We start from the raw sequence: 16,046 nt of genomic DNA on the forward strand, positions 1-16,046 counted from the left end.
CGCTTTACCTTGCTGTGACCTGTATGGTCGTTTATTGATTAATGTGTGCTTAGTCTTCCGACAGACTGAGTTGATAGAACTCAAGCTCTCGTTCGAATACTTCTTTATCCAGCGGCTGCAGGCTCGGGTCCAACAGACTGGAGCTTAGGCCGCTCTCAACACCTACTTCCGAGCTTTTCCACGGCACAATGTACAGCGACTTGGGCGCTTCCTTGTTGCCGATGATCGAGATGCCCGACAGCGCTTTTACTTCGTTATCGACCTTCTCTTCAGAACCTTTATCTGCATCCTCGGCAAAGGCCAAAGGCTGCACCAGCATGAGTGACAAGGTGGCGACAAATATCGTTTTTGCGATCAATTTTCCGGTCATCAGTTTGCCCGCCGCTTGAGGTCTGCGACCCAGATGGAGACTTTCGGATCTTCAGGTTGATATTTCAGGTACTGCTGGAATTGTGCGAGTGCACAATTCACATCCTGAAGGTACAGATCACACAAAATGCCGAGATTCTTGATCAGTGGCAGGTGTTCCGGGTGAAGTGCGAGTGCGTCGTTGTAGGTTTTGCGGGCTTCGTCAAAACGGCCCTGATGGCGGTAAAGGACCGCGAGTTCGTTGCTGGCTACCGGATCCAGGGGGGCGGCACGGAGCGCTTCGAGGAAGGATTCTTCCGCGTGCTTTTCATCACCGGATTTAAAGTAGGCGATGCCCAGGTTGACGTAAGGGGCAGACAGGCGCTGCTCGCGCTCGACCACGCTCTGCAACAGTTCAACAGCTTCCGGGTAGCGCTCGCCCTGCAGGTATTCTACAGCCTGCATAAAATCGCGGTTAACGCTGCCCGACACTTTGACATTCATGGGGTCAACCGGGCGGTTGGAAGTTTTTGGGCCACTGGCACAGGCGCTGAGCAGTACAACGACGACGCAGGCCATACCGGCGAGAAGGCGCTTGCTGGTAATCATCCTTTATCCTCCCCGGTTTCGGTTTCTGCAATCACTGTCGGCGCATCCGGCTGTGGCTCCACGGCCATTTCTTCGGGCGCGGTCTCGGCCACTTCGGGTACCGGCACGATGGTGGTGACGATATTGAGGGCATCTTCCGGGCGGTGGTAGCGGGCGGGCACCAGGCCGGCGAGCTGACCGATACTCTTGCCGACCCAGCGGTTGTAGATACCCGCGGCCATCAGGTCGATGTTTTTCTCATGTACCGAGATGGCGCGCTCTTCGAATGGATAAATCTGCTCTTCCAGGGCCAGCTCATATTCTTCCAGCTCCAGGGCATTCAGGTTGGTGGGCCGCTCGGAATCTTTGAGAGCACGACTGAAATGCAGGTAGATCTCGCCCAGATAAAAGGTGGCCGCGGCAGTCACGTCAGCCACCTGATAGTCGATCAGGTCGCTGAACGCGTTGACGGCAGCCTTCATACGCGCGCGCTTGTTGTTGAGGTTGCGCTCCAGCGGGGCGACCAGGGCAATGGCCTGGAAGGCTTCGAACTTGGGCTCCGCCAACTGCAGCGCTGCGCTGCCCGCCAGGTAGCGGGTACGGTCGTTGCGTTCGTTACCGCCGCCGGCTTCGATGCGCACTATCTCTTCCAGCGTATTGATGTAGGCCTTGCGGTTGCCGCTATTGTTGTAAATATCGGCAATGCGCTGACGGGTTTCCAGCGCGGGCTCCATCGGGTTCGGGAAGAGCTGTACGTAGCGGTTCAGCACTGCAAGCGCTTTGTTATAACTCTTGGCAGCGCTGTACAGGTCAGCGGCCTGGGTGAGGGCTTCGCGACGCACGTCTTCATCTTCAGACTCGCGCTCGATACGTTCGAACTCAGCACCGGCCAGCAGCAGCTGCCCGCTTTCCTGATAGACCACGGCCAGTTTTTTGGTAACTTCTTTCTGCAGCTCGTGCTCTACGTGGTTTGCGCGGAAGGCCTTGAGCACGTCCGCTGCGCGAGACCAGTTTTCCAGCTGAATCAGTGATGCAGCCGCGTCGTATTCGGCGGTGGCAAGAATCGTTGCTCCCGGTGCCGCGTTGCGAATACGCAGGAAGTGCTCGGCCGCGGCCAGGTGATCTTCTGCCCGACGCGCCACATCACCCTGCTGGTAGATGGCGCCGGCCAGGTTGTCGATCAGGTTTACGCGGTCCTTGGCGTCTGCTGCCGTCATGTCGAGCGCCTGACGATAACCCGCTTCGGCGTCCACATAGGCTTCCGTATCGAATGAGGCGTGCGCCACCAGCAACCAGGCGGACCGACGGATTTCGTGTTCAGCGGCCGGGAATTTCTCCAGCAGCATGCGGCCATTCTGGATGGTTTCTGCAAAGCTTTTCAGCTTGTACAGATCATCCACAGCACCGAGCAGTATCTGGGGCGCCTTGCCGTGCGCGGGGAAGGTTTCCGCAAAAGTCAGAGAAGAGCGGATAATTTCTTTCTGAATCGCGACCTTCTCGGCAGTGCTGCCCTTCGCAAGATCGTTTTTCAGGTGCTCGCGGTAGGCAAATACAGCTGCGTAGCCAGCTTCGCTGGCATTTTCGTTCACGGCATGCCCGCTGTACTGGTACGCGGTGCGCTCGTATTCCTGCGCAGCATTAAGGAAATCTTTGTTTTCCAGCATCAGGCCGGCGAGCTGATAGTTGATCTCCGGCGCTTTCGGCTGATCGGCGAAGGATTTGAGGTAGCGGCGGTACCAGTGAATCGCTTCCGCGTAGTTCTCACGCCGCTTTTTCGCAAACTCCTTATCCTTCGGCTTCACGTTCTGGTAAGCCGCGTGGTAGTGACTCGCCAAGTCGGTCAAGTTGGTTTGCAGGAATTCCACCACGGTGGCGTATTCCTGTATTTCGAACACGGTCCAGTACTTGGCATCCAGCGCGTAGGTGTTGGCGAAATCTTTCTTGGCTTCCAGCACCAGACGGGGGAAGCCACCCTTCTGGTAGATTTCGATCACGCGGATGGAGAAGTCTGGAGACACCCGGTGCAACGGGTTGCGCTCAACAAAGGTGTTGTAGGCTGTTGCGGCATCCTGATAGCGACGCTTGTCGAGATAGTACTCGCCCAGATGGCTGTAGACATAAGACTCGTAGCCACGGGCACCCTTGCGGGTAAAGTAATCGACAATGGATTCCGCACCGCCGAGATAGGAAAAACTCAGGCTGATCACACGGAAGGTATCTTCGATGTGCTTGCGATCGGTTTCGTTGCTCTGCTGCTCGAAGTCGTAGCCCTGCTGTACTTTGTAGTCGAGCATCTGCACGAAATCGTCCAGTGCCATCTCATACATATCCTGCTTGAACAGCGCCCAACCGCGCTTGTACAGCGCCAGCTCGAAGAAGCTGGAAGCTTCTCCCATACCGATGACCCGACCGTATGACTCTTCGGCATCCAGGAATTTTTTTCGGGTAAAGTAGTACTCGCCAAGACGGAAATAGGCTTCATCCAGGTGACGGGAAGCCGGGTATTTCGCCACCAGCTGAAGCAGGATATTCACCGCCTCTTCCACTTCGCCGGTCTCTTCATAGGCCCGCGAGAGCTGGTACATCACCTGATCGTTGCGCTCGTACTGCGGGTACTGCACCAGCAGCTTCTTGTACAGGGCGATGGCCTCGCGAGCATTGGCGGCGAGCAGTGCGTCCGGATCATCGCCAGGTAGAGCGCCGCCTACATCAGCCCCATCAATGGCAACAGAGGCCGTGGCACGGGCTTCGAAATCCGCTTCGCTTTCGTCGCTGTCGCCCACCACGTTTGCGAGCGCGGCAGCGGCTGCCGGTGCTGCAACGGCGGTGGTTTCCGGCGCGTCCAGTTGAGACTGTGCACTTGACGTGTTGCGGGCACCGGCGGCCTTCACCGCCGATGCGACTTCGTCTTCCGACAGAATACGGGTTTCCGTTGAAGACGAATAAGCGCCCTCTTCTGCTCTGTGAGCCTGCTTGATTTTAAGGTCCGCAATACGACGGATGGCTTCCGGGGTCAGCGCGGTTTCCGGGGTTTCCTGGAGGTATTTCTGATAGCTGGCAAGGGCCTTTTCCAGACTCCCGTCGATACGGGTTTCCTGAATTTTGATATCGACTTTCTGCAGGCTGCCAATAGTCTTACCACTGTTACTGGCGCAGGCGCTCAGCAGCAGCGCTGCGGAAGCGGCCGAAACCAGGGCAACGCGATTGAAATTCTGGCTGAGAAGGTTTTTGCACAGCTTGCGGTTATGCATCATTGCCGCCCTCCCCGCTGTCGGATTCCGGAGCTTCCAGTTCTGGCGGGTTGTCAGTGGGCAGCGCTTCACCGTCGGGGTTTACCGCGGGCTCTGAAGATTGGGGCTGAGCGTTTTGCAACTGTTCCACCTGGCGCTGATAAGCCTCCACCTTGCGCTCGTCCTCGCGCTGCTCCTGCAGCTCGTTGGCGCGGTCGTAACTATCGGCAAGGGCAAAACGGGCTTTTATCTGATAGCTCTCCAGCTGGGCGCGACGTTGATCCAGTTCGTGAACTGCGAGCTGCTCAAGCATACGCCCCTGCTGCGCCATCAACTGGTCGATGCGATCCTGGGCGCGATTGAGGCCACCGCGCAGGCTGGTGATCTGGTCGGTATAACCCTCGTAGCTATGGGTTGCCGCCTGACGAGTGCGCACATAGCGCTGATACGTTTCCTGCAGGGTGGCGATCACACCGTCCAGCTCCTGCAGATTTTTATAGGCAGTGGTAAGGCGGTCATCGAACTCGCGCGACAGCCGGAATTTCAGCACACCCTCGAGGCGGGCAATACGATCTTCGGTTTCTTCGCTCGTGAGGTTCGGGTTATAGGCGAGAATCTCGCGCACCTGCTCGAGGATCAGCCGCGCTTCGGTTTCGTCGCTTTTTGCCAGCAATTCCGGGCGGCGATTGACCAGCAGATTGTCGATACGGGCGGCAAGGCGCTGGCGCTGCTCGAGGCGCATTTTTATGCGAGCGTCGACCTGGCGGAAAGCCACATCCAGCCCCGGCAGGATCGGCTCGTAATAGCTGCGACGCAGGGCAATGATTTCTTCAAAGGCATCCAGGCTCTGCAACCAGTCCTGGTTACGCTCGAACAGATTGTTGAGATCCTGGTAATTACGCAGGAACTCCTGATAGTCATTGGAGGCCATCAGGCCCAGCAGGTAGTGGGTTTCCGGAGCGCCCGGCAGTTTGCGCAACTCCACCACCCAGTTTTTCACCTGGCTGGCTTCTTTCCGGCGCAGCGCTTCCAGTAATTTACCTTCGCGGATACTGGTAATGGAGTGACTGAGCACGTCGACCTGCTCACCGAACAGATCCAGCGCCTGGCCATAGTTCACCGCCGCGGTGCTGTGCACATCCAGCTTGCCGTAGGCGTAGGGCACCGCCAGCATGGCCTCGTGCACTGCCGCATCGGTAGAGCGGCGCTCCTTCAGCATCTGCCAGGGCACCAGCGCGCGGTCGTAGCGGCCCGCATTGGCTTCTACCCAGCCAGCCCCCAACAGGGCCTGATCGGAAAAGGGGCCGGAGAGCTGTACGCGGTCAAAATAACTGCGCGCGCGGTCGTACTCTTCCGCCTTCATCAGCTGGTTACCCAGCAACAGGTTGGTTTTGTCCTGCAACGCCTGTTTGGCATTGCCGCTGCCGGCCTTGCGGCCGAGGCCATCCAACACCAGCACACCTTTTTCAGTTTCGCCGGCTTTTAGCAACGCGATACCCAGGTTGTACTCAACAAAGCCCTGCAGGGACTTTTCGCCCCTCAGATCTTCCAGCAGCGCCACTGCTTCTTCGAAACGGCCAAGCTGCATATACACCCGTGCGCGCAAAAACTGCTCTTGCGGGCGCACCCGCTCGGGCACGCGTCCCTGGATCAATTCAAGCGCATGCAGGGCATTGGCAAACTGTTGTTTCTGGTAATGAATTTTTGCCAGGCGGTAAGCGGCTTCGTTCTTGATCGGCTGGGCAACGTTGCCCTGCAGCACCTGCTCCATGGCCCGCCCCGCTTCCCGGTGCATGCGGTAGGAAAGCTCAAGATCGCCAACGGCGAATTCCGCCTGGCCAAAATGTACGCTGAATGGGTCCAGCTCCGGGTCGTCCAGCAGGCGATGCTGCTTCAGCTCGGTATCGAGTGCCGCAATCGCGTCAACGTGATTGTCTTGGTAGGCATTGAACAGCGCCTCGCCAAAGAACAGGTCGTTGAGGTCACCGGCATGGAGTGCACCAGGATCCACAGGCACATTGGCCTGCACAGAAACACTGTGCAGCGAAGTCAGAGCCGATAGCGTAACGCCGGCAATTGCGCAGGCCAGACGGGGGAGCATGCTTACCAGTCCTTGAAATTGATGGCGGACTGATTGCCGGCGACCTGGATCTCAACAAACTTGGGGCCCACCGCTTTCTCTACGCTATGGGTAGCCGTTGCACGGTATTCTTTGCCGGACTTGGACTTGCCGAAATAGGTGACTTCCAGCGGATGTGCACCGGTCTGTACGTTAGCGGTGTGGATACGCTGTACACCGCCTTGCTGCAAAGCTTCGATTTCGCGGTAGGTGTACAAATGATGAGCGACAACCTGGTTGTTCAGCTTTACCTCAACGGATTCGAGGCTGAACTCCTGACTGTTGGGCAGGGAAACAAACAGGGCCACCTGGGTATTGGAGGGGAACAGCAGCTTTTCTTCCAGCCGGTTCAGTTCGGAAGTCAGGCTGATAACGTCCTTCTTGACGTCCTGTATCTGCTCATCGAGACCGCGGATCTCCTCGCGGCTGACATTCTGGGCATTCACCAGAACGGAAAGCGACAACATCAATGTTGCCACCAGTGTGATCAGTACTCTGCTCATATCCCTAAAACCCCACCCCTGATTTGGAGGTCGCCCATGGATTGCACACAGGAGCGACTAGCCGGGGGATTGTATGGCAAGAACGGCAGGGGGATATGTGAGGCGCTTCAAAACTCGCGCAGAGAGTTGGATAAGATTTTTTTCTTAAAATTCAAAGGACAAGAGAAAAAACCTCGATAATGTGACAGGTTTCACGACTGGCTCGAGGGGCAACTTTGTGCACCACTTCTCAAGTTGTCGGCGAGAACGCGGAACCAGGTTCAACTTTTGCCAAAATTGCGAGAAATTACCGACAAACTTCACCTGTGAGATTGGCGAGCACTTACTACCAGATTTTCTCTCGCGTGCCGGGGCTGGTCACCATTTGTCGAGTGCACTTTCGTCCGCATCGCGCGCTTGAACCCAGCGGCCACTACTTTCTTTCCCAGCAAATTCTTTTTTCCAGAAGGGCGCGCGGCTTTTGAGAAAATCCATCATAAAGGTACAGGCATCCAGGGACGCCTGCCGGTGGGCTGAAGTGGCCCCCACAAACACGATCTCTTCCCCTGCACTCAGAGGACCATAGCGGTGGATAAGCCGCACTCTTCCCAGCGGCCAGCGCTCGGCAGCCTGACGGGCAATATCCGTAAGCGCTGCTTCCGCCATGCCCGGGTAGTGCTCCAGCTCCAGTACAGCAACTGGGCGGTGCTCATCACCGTGCTCCTCCGGTGAAAAGTCCCGCACATTGCCCACAAACATTGCGGTGGCGCCATCGGAATAATTTTCACTGCGCAGACAGTTGTATTCAGCCCCGGGGTCAAAACCTTCCGCCTGCACGGAGATGGAAATATCTACAGCCATATCAGCCTCCAGTCACCGGGGGAAAGAAGGCCACTTCATCACCATCTTTTACACCGGCCTGCATATTGGCAAGCTGTTGATTGACGGCGACTTGCAACGATTCATGGGAAAGGGCGCTGCTCCAGGTCTCCCCTTTTGCCTGCAGACTGCCGCGTAACTCAGTCACCGTGGCAATCTGCCCGGCCTCCACTTCAATGCCGTCGCACTCGAGTTGCTCTCGCAGGCCGGCAAAGAACAATACTTTGATCACGATTTGCTCTCTCCCCCTTCCGGTGTCCAGTGGCCCCGCTTACCGCCGGTTTTTTCCTGCAGCTTTGTAGGGCCAATGACCATGGCGGGGTCTACGGCTTTGCACATGTCGTAGATGGTGAGCGCGGCGACGCTGGCCGCGGTGAGCGCTTCCATTTCTACGCCGGTGCGGCCGGCGAGGCGGCAGTAACTGGCAATGTTGACGGTGCGTGCGCTTTCATCCAGTTCAAAATCTACCTGCACTTTGGTGAGCGCTAGGGGGTGGCACAGAGGGATCAGGTCGGACGTTTTTTTGGCGGCCTGGATACCGGCGATGCGGGCGGTGGCGAGCACATCGCCCTTTTTGTTGTTGCCGGCTTTCAGTTGCGCAAAGGCTTCCGCAGACATGGCGACGGCAGATTGGGCGCGGGCAGAGCGGTCGGTGATGTCTTTGTCGGTGACATCGACCATGCTGGCTTCGCCTTGCTTATTCAAATGTGTGAGCGTCATAGTTCTAGGTTATTTAGCTAGTTGGTTATGCCGTTATTTAGTGAGATATCCGACGAAGTTGCAGGGCATGTGGCTTGCGGTGAGTTGCTCGCGCAGCAGTTTGGTCCAGCCGGTTTTGCAGGCGCCAGTGGAGCCTGGGAGGCAGGCGACCAAGGTGCGATTAGCGATGCCGGCGAGGGCGCGGGACTGGATGGTGGAGGAGCCGATTTCCTCATAGCTGATGGAACGAAACATTTCGCCGAAGCCGTCGATGTGTTTGTCGAGCAGTGGAGCGAGGGCTTCGGGGGTGGAGTCGCGGCCTGCGAAGCCGGTGCCGCCGGTGGAGATGATGACCTGAATCTCGGGGTCGGCGATCCATTGGCTGACTTTGGCGCGCAGGAGATATTTGTCGTCGATGACGATGGCTTTGTCGGCGAGGTTGTGGCCGTCTTCTTTCAGCGCTTCGACGAGGTAGTTACCGGAGGTGTCGTTTTCTTCGGTTCTTGTGTCTGACACCGTAAGAATGGCGATGTTGAGTTTTTGATTGGGGTCTTTTGGGGCGTGGCTCATTGTTTTGTGCTCCGTAGCCTTTTCTTGGTGCTCTGTTCTTCGTCGGGTGGCGGCCGGTCACCGGGTTGGGGTTTTCAGGACCGCTGTGAACCCATCCCTGGGCGCTGCGGCGCAAACATCCTGTTTGCGACGCTCCTGAAAACCCCAACCCGGCGCCCGACCTTCTAGTTAAATTCTTCTACTTCGTTAGCCGATCAAGCCTTTCTATCCACCAATAATGGACAGATTCTGGGTTCCGCCCGTATTCCCCTTCTGCAGATAGTGGCTGACTTCTTTATTGCCGATCAGCGCCCTCACCTTTTCTGCAAGCGCATTGGCATCGCCAGCGCGGATGGTTTCGCGCAGGTCTAGGCCAGCGTCGCTGAATAGGCACAGGTGCAGTTTGCCCTGGGCGGAGACGCGCAGGCGGTTGCAGCTGTTGCAGAAGTCTTTGCTGTAGGGGGTGATCAGGCCGATGCGGCCGGCGTAGTCGGGGTGGACGTATTCGCGGGCGGGGCCGGCGTCGATGGCCCTGGGGAGGAGTTGCCAGCCGGACTCGATCAGCTGTTGCTCGATGTCGCTGCCGCGCAGGTGGTTGCTGGCGAAGTAGTCGCGGTTATCGCCGGTCTGCATAAGTTCGATAAAACGCAGGGTGACGGGGGTGGTTTTCAGCCAGTTCAGGAATTGGCTCAGGCGGGACTGCGCACCATCGCCGAGCAGGACGGCGTTGACCTTGGTTTGAATGCCCAACTCCAGTGCGCGGTCGATGCCGGTACGGATTCTGGGCAAGCAGTCGTGGCCGGTGATGCGGGCGAATTCGGCATTGTCGAGGCTGTCGATGCTGATGTTGAGCTGGTCGAGGCCGTTGTGGTGCCAGCTGTCGATGACGCTTGGGAGTTTGTAGCCATTACTGGTGACGGCGACGCGTTGGATGCCGGGGGTAGTTTTGGCGGCCTGAATCAGTGCAGGCAGATCTTTGCGCAGGGATGGCTCGCCGCCACTTAAACGCACTTTTCTGGTGCCTAATCTGGCGAAGGCGCCCATGACGGTGGTGGCCTCGGCGACACTCAAGTCGGGGGTTTTGGAGGCATTCGGGGCAGCCTGGTAACCGTCGGGCAGGCAGTAGTCGCAACGGAAGTTGCAGACATCTGTAACTGACAGGCGCAGGTAGTAGAAGCGACGGCCGTGACCGTCTTCCAATATTTCGTTCTGTTTCATCACCTTTCCAAATGCGGGAGGCCGCTCGGTTTCCCTTGCGACCCTGGCGGGCTAGCGATCCAGCTCGCGGCCAACACCCCGTATCAGTGACTTAGGAGGGCAGGCTCGGTGTGTGTGTTTGTTACATCATATGCAATTTAGCGGCCAAGCGCTGGCAAAACCTTACCTACACGACCTCCAGAATCTTAAGTGTATTCGTCCCGCCGTGTGACTGCATCAGATCACCGCGGATCAGGATGACCTGGTCGCCCGCCTTGACGATGGCGCGGGCCTTGAGGGTATCCAGCGCGCGCTGGTTCAGCTCCCGGTCCCCTTCTTTTTCTCCGGGCACAAACAGTACCGAAATCACCCCGCGGTACAGGGCCATGCGCCGCTGTGCGACGGGGTCGTGGGCAAGGCCGACGATAGGCAGACCGGAGCGGATACGGGAAGCGATCAGCGCGGTGTAGCCGGTCTGGGTCATGCAGGCAATGGCGGTGACACCCTCCAGGTGGTTGGCAGCGTACATGGCCGAGAGGGAGATGGTCTCATCGATGCGGGTGAACTCCTGGTGCATGCGGTGACCGGACTCCTGCGCGGAACGCTCGCGTTCGGCACCAATGCACAGGCGCTTCATTGCCTCCACCGCTTCTACCGGGTAATCCCCGGCGGCGGTTTCCGCGGACAGCATCACCGCGTCGGTGCCGTCGAGCACGGCGTTGGCCACATCAAATACTTCTGCGCGGGTCGGCAGCGGCGCGGTGATCATGGTTTCCAGCATCTGCGTAGCGGTGATCACCGCGCGATTGAGCTGGCGAGCGCGCTTGATCATGCGTTTTTGCACGCCGATCAGCGCGGCATCGCCAATCTCCACCCCCAGGTCGCCGCGGGCCACCATCACGGCCTCAGAGGCGCGGATGATGTTATCCAGGGTTTCGTCTTCGGCCACCGCCTCGGCGCGCTCCACCTTGGCCACCAGCCCTATGTGCTTGCCCGCATCACCAAGCAGCTCACGGGCTTCAAGCATATCTTCGGCGCTGCGCGGGAAAGACACGGCCAGATAATCCACACCAATGTCGATGGCGGTCTTCAGGTCGGCCCTGTCTTTGTCGGTCAGCGCCGCAGCAGACAGACCGCCGCCCTGCTTGTTGATGCCCTTGTTATTGGAGAGGCGTCCGCCCACCGCAACCGTAGTCAGTACGTGGCGCTCGGTGACTTGTTCCACGTTCAGGATCACGCGCCCGTCATCCAGTAGCAGAACATCGCCGGCAGACACGTCTTTTACCAGGTCTTTATAATCGCAGCCCACGCGCCTTTCATCGCCATCGTTGGTGTCCAGCGCCATGTCCAGCAGAAAGCGATCGCCTTCGCGCAGGGTGACCTGGTTGTCGCGGAAACGGGCGATACGGATTTTGGGGCCCTGCAAATCCCCCAGCGCCGCCACCGTGCGCCCCTGCCGGTCGGCAATTTCGCGTACCTGTTGCAGGCGTCGACGATGGTCGTCGGCAGTACCGTGGGAGAAGTTCAGCCGCACCACATCCACACCGGCACCGATCAGCTTTTCCAGCACGCCCGGTTTGTCACTGGCGGGGCCAAGGGTGGCGACAATCTTGGTGCGGCGCAAAGGGTTGGCGGTACGCTGACTGGCGGGAATCTGGGTCATGGAGGTCTCTCTGGCAATGTCTGACCGGGGGCCGATCTATAGACACATCTTAGCCAGCAATTGCCCCCTGACCCGGTTACATCACTCTTTATCCGCCCCCGGCAGTACCAGAATTGCGCGGAAATCATTGACATTGGTTCTGGTGGGCCCGGTGACGATCAGGTTATCGAGCTCGGCAAAGAAGCTGTAGGCGTCATTGTTGGCAAGATAATCCTCCGGGCTCAGGCCCTGGGATTGCACCTTGCTCCAGTCCCCGGGTGCGAAATACGCACCGGCATTGTCTTCAGAGCCATCGATACCGTCGGTGTCGATCGCCAGGCCGTATATACCGTCGGCGCCCTCGAGGGCATTGAACAACCCGAGCAGGTATTCCACATTGCGCCCGCCGCGGCCCTTGCCGGTAACTGTCACACTGGTTTCACCACCGGAAAGTATCAGCAGCGGCCGACGGGTTTCTCCCCGGCAACGCAACGCCAGTTCGCCGTGGGCGGCACCCAGTTCTCGCGCCTCACCTTCCAGGTTGTCGCCCAGCACGCGCACGTCCATACCCGCAGCCAGTGCCGCCTCCCGAGCGGCTTCCAGGGCGTCCGCGGCTTTGGCGAGCACCGGCGCCGTGTCGCCGGAAAACGCAAAGTCATCGGGCTTGGGGCTGGCACCAGCAGCAGTCAAATGTGCGCGCACCTCGGGTTCCAGCTCAACCTCGTAACGTTCGAGAATATCCAGCGCATCCGCCGGCGTAGTGGTATCCGGCAATGTGGGGCCGGAGGCGATCAGGGTGGGATCGTCGCCAGGCACATCGGAAATCAGGTAGGTAACCACGCGTGCAGGATGGGCTGCGGCGGCCAAACGCCCACCTTTGATCGCCGACAGGTGCCGACGCACCGTGTTGATTTCGCGGATGGGTGCACCACTGTGCAGCAGGGCGCGGTTGATGGATTGCTTCTGCGCGAGCGTCAGGCCCGGCGCCGGCAGGCTCATCAGGGCGGAGCCACCGCCGGAAATGAGTGCGATCACCAGGTCATCTTCGGTCAGTCCAGCGACGGATTCCAACATCCGCGTGGCCGCTTCCTGGCCCAGCGTGTCCGGCATGGGGTGCGCGGCTTCCAGCACCTCGATATTCATGCAGTAGGCACCGTGATCGTAACGGGTGACCACCAGCCCGGAAAGATCGACACCGGGATACTGTTGTCGCCACGCCAGCTCCAGCGCCGCCGCCATCGCCGCACTCGCCTTACCCGCACCCACTACCAGGGTCTTGCGCCCCGGCGTCGGCAGCTTGCGCGGCATCAGGTTATCTGGGTGTACGGACTCCAATGCCAGTTCGGCGAGGCTTTGCAGCCACTGAGTGAGGTCCGCAGAGTTCATATCGGCATTAACTGGTGGCATCTTTTTCAAGTGATTTGCTCCCTGACTCGGCATATTTCCGCGTTCAATTCACGTCCAGTCGATCTCGTGGAAGTCTTTTGCAAGATCGGTTCCTACCGTGAATTTTTCTGCCCGGGTGAGCCTGCCCTAAAGAAACGCAAACTTGGCCAGAAAAACGGCACTCAGGATATACAGGCCCAATGAAACTTGCCGGTGTTGCCCGGTGCACAGTTTGAGCGCGGTATAAGTCAGAAAACCCAGTGCAATCCCGTTGGCGATTGAGAAGGTCAGCGGCATCATGATCATGGTCACCACCGCCGGAATCGCATCGGTCAGGTCATCCCACTGGATTCGGGCCATGCCGCCCATCATCAGCATGGCCACATAAATCAGAGCGCCCGCCGTCGCGTAGGCCGGGATCATGCCCGCCAGCGGCGCAAAAAATACACACAAGAGAAATAGCGCACCCACCGTCACTGCGGTGAGCCCCGTTCTCCCTCCGGCCTCCACCCCGGCGGCACTCTCCACAAAGCTGGTCACCGGTGGACTCCCCACAAACGCACCCAGCACGCTAGAGGTACTGTCCGCCTTGAGCGCCCGCGGCAGTTTTTCGATGGAGCCATCCGGCTCGATCAGCCCCGCGCGATGGGCCACCCCCATCAAGGTCCCCGCTGTATCGAATATATTGATGAACAGAAACGCGAGTATCACGCTCACCATGCTCAGGTCCAGCGCACCCAGAATATCCATCGCCATCCAGGTGGGCGCCAGGCTCGGCGGCGCGGATACCAGGCCGCCGTATTTCACCACGCCCAGCACCAGGCCGATGACCGTAACCACAAGAATGCTCACCAGAAAGGCCCCGAACACCCGCCAGTAGCTCAGTGTGGCGATCAACAGAAAGCACAGCATGGCCAACAGGGCGGGCGGCTCACGGAAAGAGCCAAGGGTGAGCAGCGTGGCATCACTGGCCACCACAATCCCCGCAGACTTGAGCCCGATCAGGCCAAGAAACAGCCCCACCCCGGCGCCCATGGAGTAGCGCAGGCACAGCGGAATGGTCTCCATGATCCAGGCGCGCACCCGCGACAGGCTCATCAGTACAAACAGCACACCGGCGATAAACACCGCACCCAATGCCACCTGCCAGGGGTACCCCATCTCGCCCACCACGGTATAGGCAAAAAAGGCCGTTAAACCGATGCCCGGCGCCAGCCCCACCGGCCAGTTGGCATAGAACCCCATTAGAAAACACGCCACCGCACTGCCGAGACAGGTAGCCACAAAAACCGCGCCGTGATCCATACCGGTATTGGCCAGCATATTTGGCGTCACGAACACCACATAGGCCATGGTCACAAACGTGGTGAGACCAGCGGAGAGCTCCTGTTGCACCGTGGTGCCGTGGTCCCGCAGGGCAAAGATCCGCTCAAAAAGATTACGCTGGTGCAATGGCGGCTCCACAGGCCAAAATGAATGTCATCGGGCACGCCCGAAAATACTTGGGACGATACATCAGTCTGGCCCAGCTGCCGGATTGCGGTAGCGACAAATACCCGCAATGTAGGTGGCGGCAACTACCTGCTCATCCCCCAGGATCATCAGCGCAAACAAGGTTTCCGAAATACTCCTCGCCTGGGCCAGACGTCGCGCAATCAGCGGTGTGGCGCGCAAATCCAGCACACAGAAATCTGCGAACTTACCCGGCGCTAAATTGCCGATCTGATCCTCGAGATGCAGCGCCTTTGCACCACCCAGAGTGGCCAGATAAAAGGCGTGCACCGGGTCCAGCGATTGCCCCTGCAACTGAAGGACTTTATAGGCATCGGCCAGGGTACGCAGCTGTGAAAAACTGGTTCCCGCCCCAACATCCGTACCCACGCCCACGGTCACCCCGAGAGATTCCAGACACTGGAGGTCCAGCAGGCCACTGCCGAGAAACAGATTGGAGGAAGGACAAAACGCCACCGCGGCACCCACTTCCGCCAGCCGATTGCACTCCGCATTTTCCAGATGAATCCCATGGGCAAATACCGAGCGCGCGCCGACCAGACCGTGCGCATCGTACACATCCAGATAGCTGCGCCGCTCCGGAAACAGCTCCCCCACCCAAGCCAGCTCCTCGCGGCTTTCACTCAGGTGCGTCTGCAAGTAGACGCTGCCGTATTCCCGCAGCAACCGCCCGGCCAAGTCCAGCTGTTGCGGCGAACTGGTAGGCGCAAACCGGGGTGTCACCGCATAGCGCAATCGCCCTCGCCCATGCCACTGCTCGATCAATGCGCGGCTTTCGTCGTAAGCCCGCTGGGGCGTATCCAGTAGTTCCGCCGGTGCATGGCGGTCCATCAACACCTTGCCGGCGACCAGGCACATACCCAGCAACTCAGCGGCCACAAACAGACGGTCGACCGATTGGGGATGCACACTGCCAAACACCATCGCCGCGGTGGTCCCGTTGCGTAGCAACTGATCGAGAAAGAAGTCCACCTGCTCCGCCGCGTGGTGCGGATCGGCAAAGCGGCGCTCTGCCGGGAAGGTGTAGGTACTCAGCCATTCCAGCAGCTGCTCGCCGTGGGAAGCGATCACGTCAGACTGGGGTAGATGGATATGGGTATCGACAAAACCGGGAACCAGTAAAGCATCCGGGAAGTGGGTAACCGGAGTGCCCGCGAAACGCTTCAAAAGCGGCCCAGCCTCCCCCAGCGCCAGCACCCGCCCCCCCTCTACCACCAGCAAACCATCAGCATGATATGCGTGCCCGTCGTGGTCCCCGGACGTCGCGGCGCCCTGCGTACAGTGGAATATCGACGCCCGATAGGCGTGGCGTTCAGACATGGTGACGGATAATGGCCCATTCAACACAAACTCCCCCACACTATAGGGCATAGCGCAAACCCGGCATGTGGCGCCATGCGGCTTCTATTCCCCCG

The 16,046-nt window shown here is 58.9% G+C and carries 14 protein-coding genes and 1 riboswitch; all 14 genes read right to left on the reverse strand.

Annotated elements, in window-relative coordinates; all coding sequences use genetic code 11:
- Nucleotides 1-49: 49 nt before the first annotated feature.
- Nucleotides 50-370: a hypothetical protein gene (locus Q1A74_RS11795; protein ID WP_299596052.1), complete on the reverse strand. Its 321-nt coding sequence runs from the start codon at nt 368-370 to the stop codon at nt 50-52.
- Nucleotides 370-957 (reverse strand): tetratricopeptide repeat protein, encoded by a 588-nt coding sequence (locus tag Q1A74_RS11800; RefSeq protein WP_299596054.1) that lies wholly within the window; start codon nt 955-957, stop codon nt 370-372. The genes Q1A74_RS11795 and Q1A74_RS11800 overlap by 1 nt, the downstream gene beginning before the upstream one ends.
- Nucleotides 954-4,190: a tetratricopeptide repeat protein gene (locus Q1A74_RS11805; protein WP_299596056.1), complete on the reverse strand. Its 3,237-nt coding sequence runs from the start codon at nt 4,188-4,190 to the stop codon at nt 954-956. The genes Q1A74_RS11800 and Q1A74_RS11805 overlap by 4 nt, the downstream gene beginning before the upstream one ends.
- Nucleotides 4,180-6,267: a tetratricopeptide repeat protein gene (locus Q1A74_RS11810; RefSeq protein WP_299596058.1), complete on the reverse strand. Its 2,088-nt coding sequence runs from the start codon at nt 6,265-6,267 to the stop codon at nt 4,180-4,182. Before Q1A74_RS11810 ends, Q1A74_RS11805 begins: the two co-directional genes overlap by 11 nt.
- 2 nt (nt 6,268-6,269) lie before the next feature.
- Nucleotides 6,270-6,788 carry a hypothetical protein gene (locus tag Q1A74_RS11815; protein WP_299596060.1) on the reverse strand — a complete coding sequence of 173 codons (519 nt, stop codon included), beginning with the start codon at nt 6,786-6,788 and terminating at the stop codon, nt 6,270-6,272.
- Between the two features lie 357 nt (nt 6,789-7,145).
- The gene (locus Q1A74_RS11820) at nt 7,146-7,628 is read right to left on the reverse strand and encodes a molybdenum cofactor biosynthesis protein MoaE (protein ID WP_299596062.1); all 483 of its coding nucleotides are present in this window, start codon (nt 7,626-7,628) and stop codon (nt 7,146-7,148) included.
- A 1-nt stretch (nt 7,629) separates the two neighbouring features.
- Nucleotides 7,630-7,878 (reverse strand): molybdopterin converting factor subunit 1, encoded by a 249-nt coding sequence (gene moaD, locus Q1A74_RS11825; protein WP_299596064.1) that lies wholly within the window; start codon nt 7,876-7,878, stop codon nt 7,630-7,632.
- Nucleotides 7,875-8,366, reverse strand: a complete 492-nt coding sequence (moaC, locus tag Q1A74_RS11830) for a cyclic pyranopterin monophosphate synthase MoaC (RefSeq protein ID WP_299596066.1) — start codon at nt 8,364-8,366, stop codon at nt 7,875-7,877. The genes moaD and moaC overlap by 4 nt, the downstream gene beginning before the upstream one ends.
- 33 nt (nt 8,367-8,399) lie before the next feature.
- A complete protein-coding gene (gene moaB / locus Q1A74_RS11835) occupies nt 8,400-8,915 on the reverse strand; it encodes a molybdenum cofactor biosynthesis protein B (protein WP_299596068.1) in 516 nt (171 codons plus the stop codon).
- A 204-nt stretch (nt 8,916-9,119) separates the two neighbouring features.
- Complete coding sequence (gene moaA, locus Q1A74_RS11840; RefSeq protein ID WP_299596070.1) at nt 9,120-10,112, reverse strand: GTP 3',8-cyclase MoaA; 993 nt, start codon at nt 10,110-10,112, stop codon at nt 9,120-9,122.
- Nucleotides 10,096-10,235: riboswitch (molybdenum cofactor riboswitch) on the reverse strand. (Overlaps the previous gene by 17 nt.)
- Before the next feature lie 43 nt (nt 10,236-10,278).
- Complete coding sequence (pyk, locus tag Q1A74_RS11845; protein ID WP_299596072.1) at nt 10,279-11,754, reverse strand: pyruvate kinase; 1,476 nt, start codon at nt 11,752-11,754, stop codon at nt 10,279-10,281.
- An 81-nt stretch (nt 11,755-11,835) separates the two neighbouring features.
- Nucleotides 11,836-13,140, reverse strand: coding sequence for a glycerate kinase (locus Q1A74_RS11850; protein WP_299596984.1), 1,305 nt, complete (start codon nt 13,138-13,140; stop codon nt 11,836-11,838).
- Between the two features lie 126 nt (nt 13,141-13,266).
- Entirely contained in the window at nt 13,267-14,583 is a 1,317-nt protein-coding gene (locus Q1A74_RS11855; RefSeq protein ID WP_299596074.1) for an NCS2 family permease, read from the reverse strand.
- A 51-nt stretch (nt 14,584-14,634) separates the two neighbouring features.
- On the reverse strand, nt 14,635-16,002 hold the full coding sequence (gene guaD, locus Q1A74_RS11860; protein ID WP_299596076.1) for a guanine deaminase: 1,368 nt from the start codon (nt 16,000-16,002) through the stop codon (nt 14,635-14,637).
- Nucleotides 16,003-16,046: the final 44 nt, after the last annotated feature.

Origin of the sequence: uncultured Microbulbifer sp. (assembly GCF_947504145.1) — a bacterium.
Lineage (GTDB): Bacteria > Pseudomonadota > Gammaproteobacteria > Pseudomonadales > Cellvibrionaceae > Microbulbifer.

Coding starts and splice junctions, on each gene's coding strand:
- Q1A74_RS11795 (WP_299596052.1), bottom strand. CDS start 370: ATGACCGGAAAATTGATCGCAAAAACGATATTTGTCGCCACCTTGTCA.
- Q1A74_RS11800 (WP_299596054.1), bottom strand. CDS start 957: ATGATTACCAGCAAGCGCCTTCTCGCCGGTATGGCCTGCGTCGTCGTT.
- Q1A74_RS11805 (WP_299596056.1), bottom strand. CDS start 4,190: ATGATGCATAACCGCAAGCTGTGCAAAAACCTTCTCAGCCAGAATTTC.
- Q1A74_RS11810 (WP_299596058.1), bottom strand. CDS start 6,267: ATGCTCCCCCGTCTGGCCTGCGCAATTGCCGGCGTTACGCTATCGGCT.
- Q1A74_RS11815 (WP_299596060.1), bottom strand. CDS start 6,788: ATGAGCAGAGTACTGATCACACTGGTGGCAACATTGATGTTGTCGCTT.
- Q1A74_RS11820 (WP_299596062.1), bottom strand. CDS start 7,628: ATGGCTGTAGATATTTCCATCTCCGTGCAGGCGGAAGGTTTTGACCCC.
- moaC (WP_299596066.1), bottom strand. CDS start 8,366: ATGACGCTCACACATTTGAATAAGCAAGGCGAAGCCAGCATGGTCGAT.
- moaB (WP_299596068.1), bottom strand. CDS start 8,915: ATGAGCCACGCCCCAAAAGACCCCAATCAAAAACTCAACATCGCCATT.
- moaA (WP_299596070.1), bottom strand. CDS start 10,112: ATGAAACAGAACGAAATATTGGAAGACGGTCACGGCCGTCGCTTCTAC.
- pyk (WP_299596072.1), bottom strand. CDS start 11,754: ATGACCCAGATTCCCGCCAGTCAGCGTACCGCCAACCCTTTGCGCCGC.
- Q1A74_RS11850 (WP_299596984.1), bottom strand. CDS start 13,140: ATGCCACCAGTTAATGCCGATATGAACTCTGCGGACCTCACTCAGTGG.
- guaD (WP_299596076.1), bottom strand. CDS start 16,002: ATGCCCTATAGTGTGGGGGAGTTTGTGTTGAATGGGCCATTATCCGTC.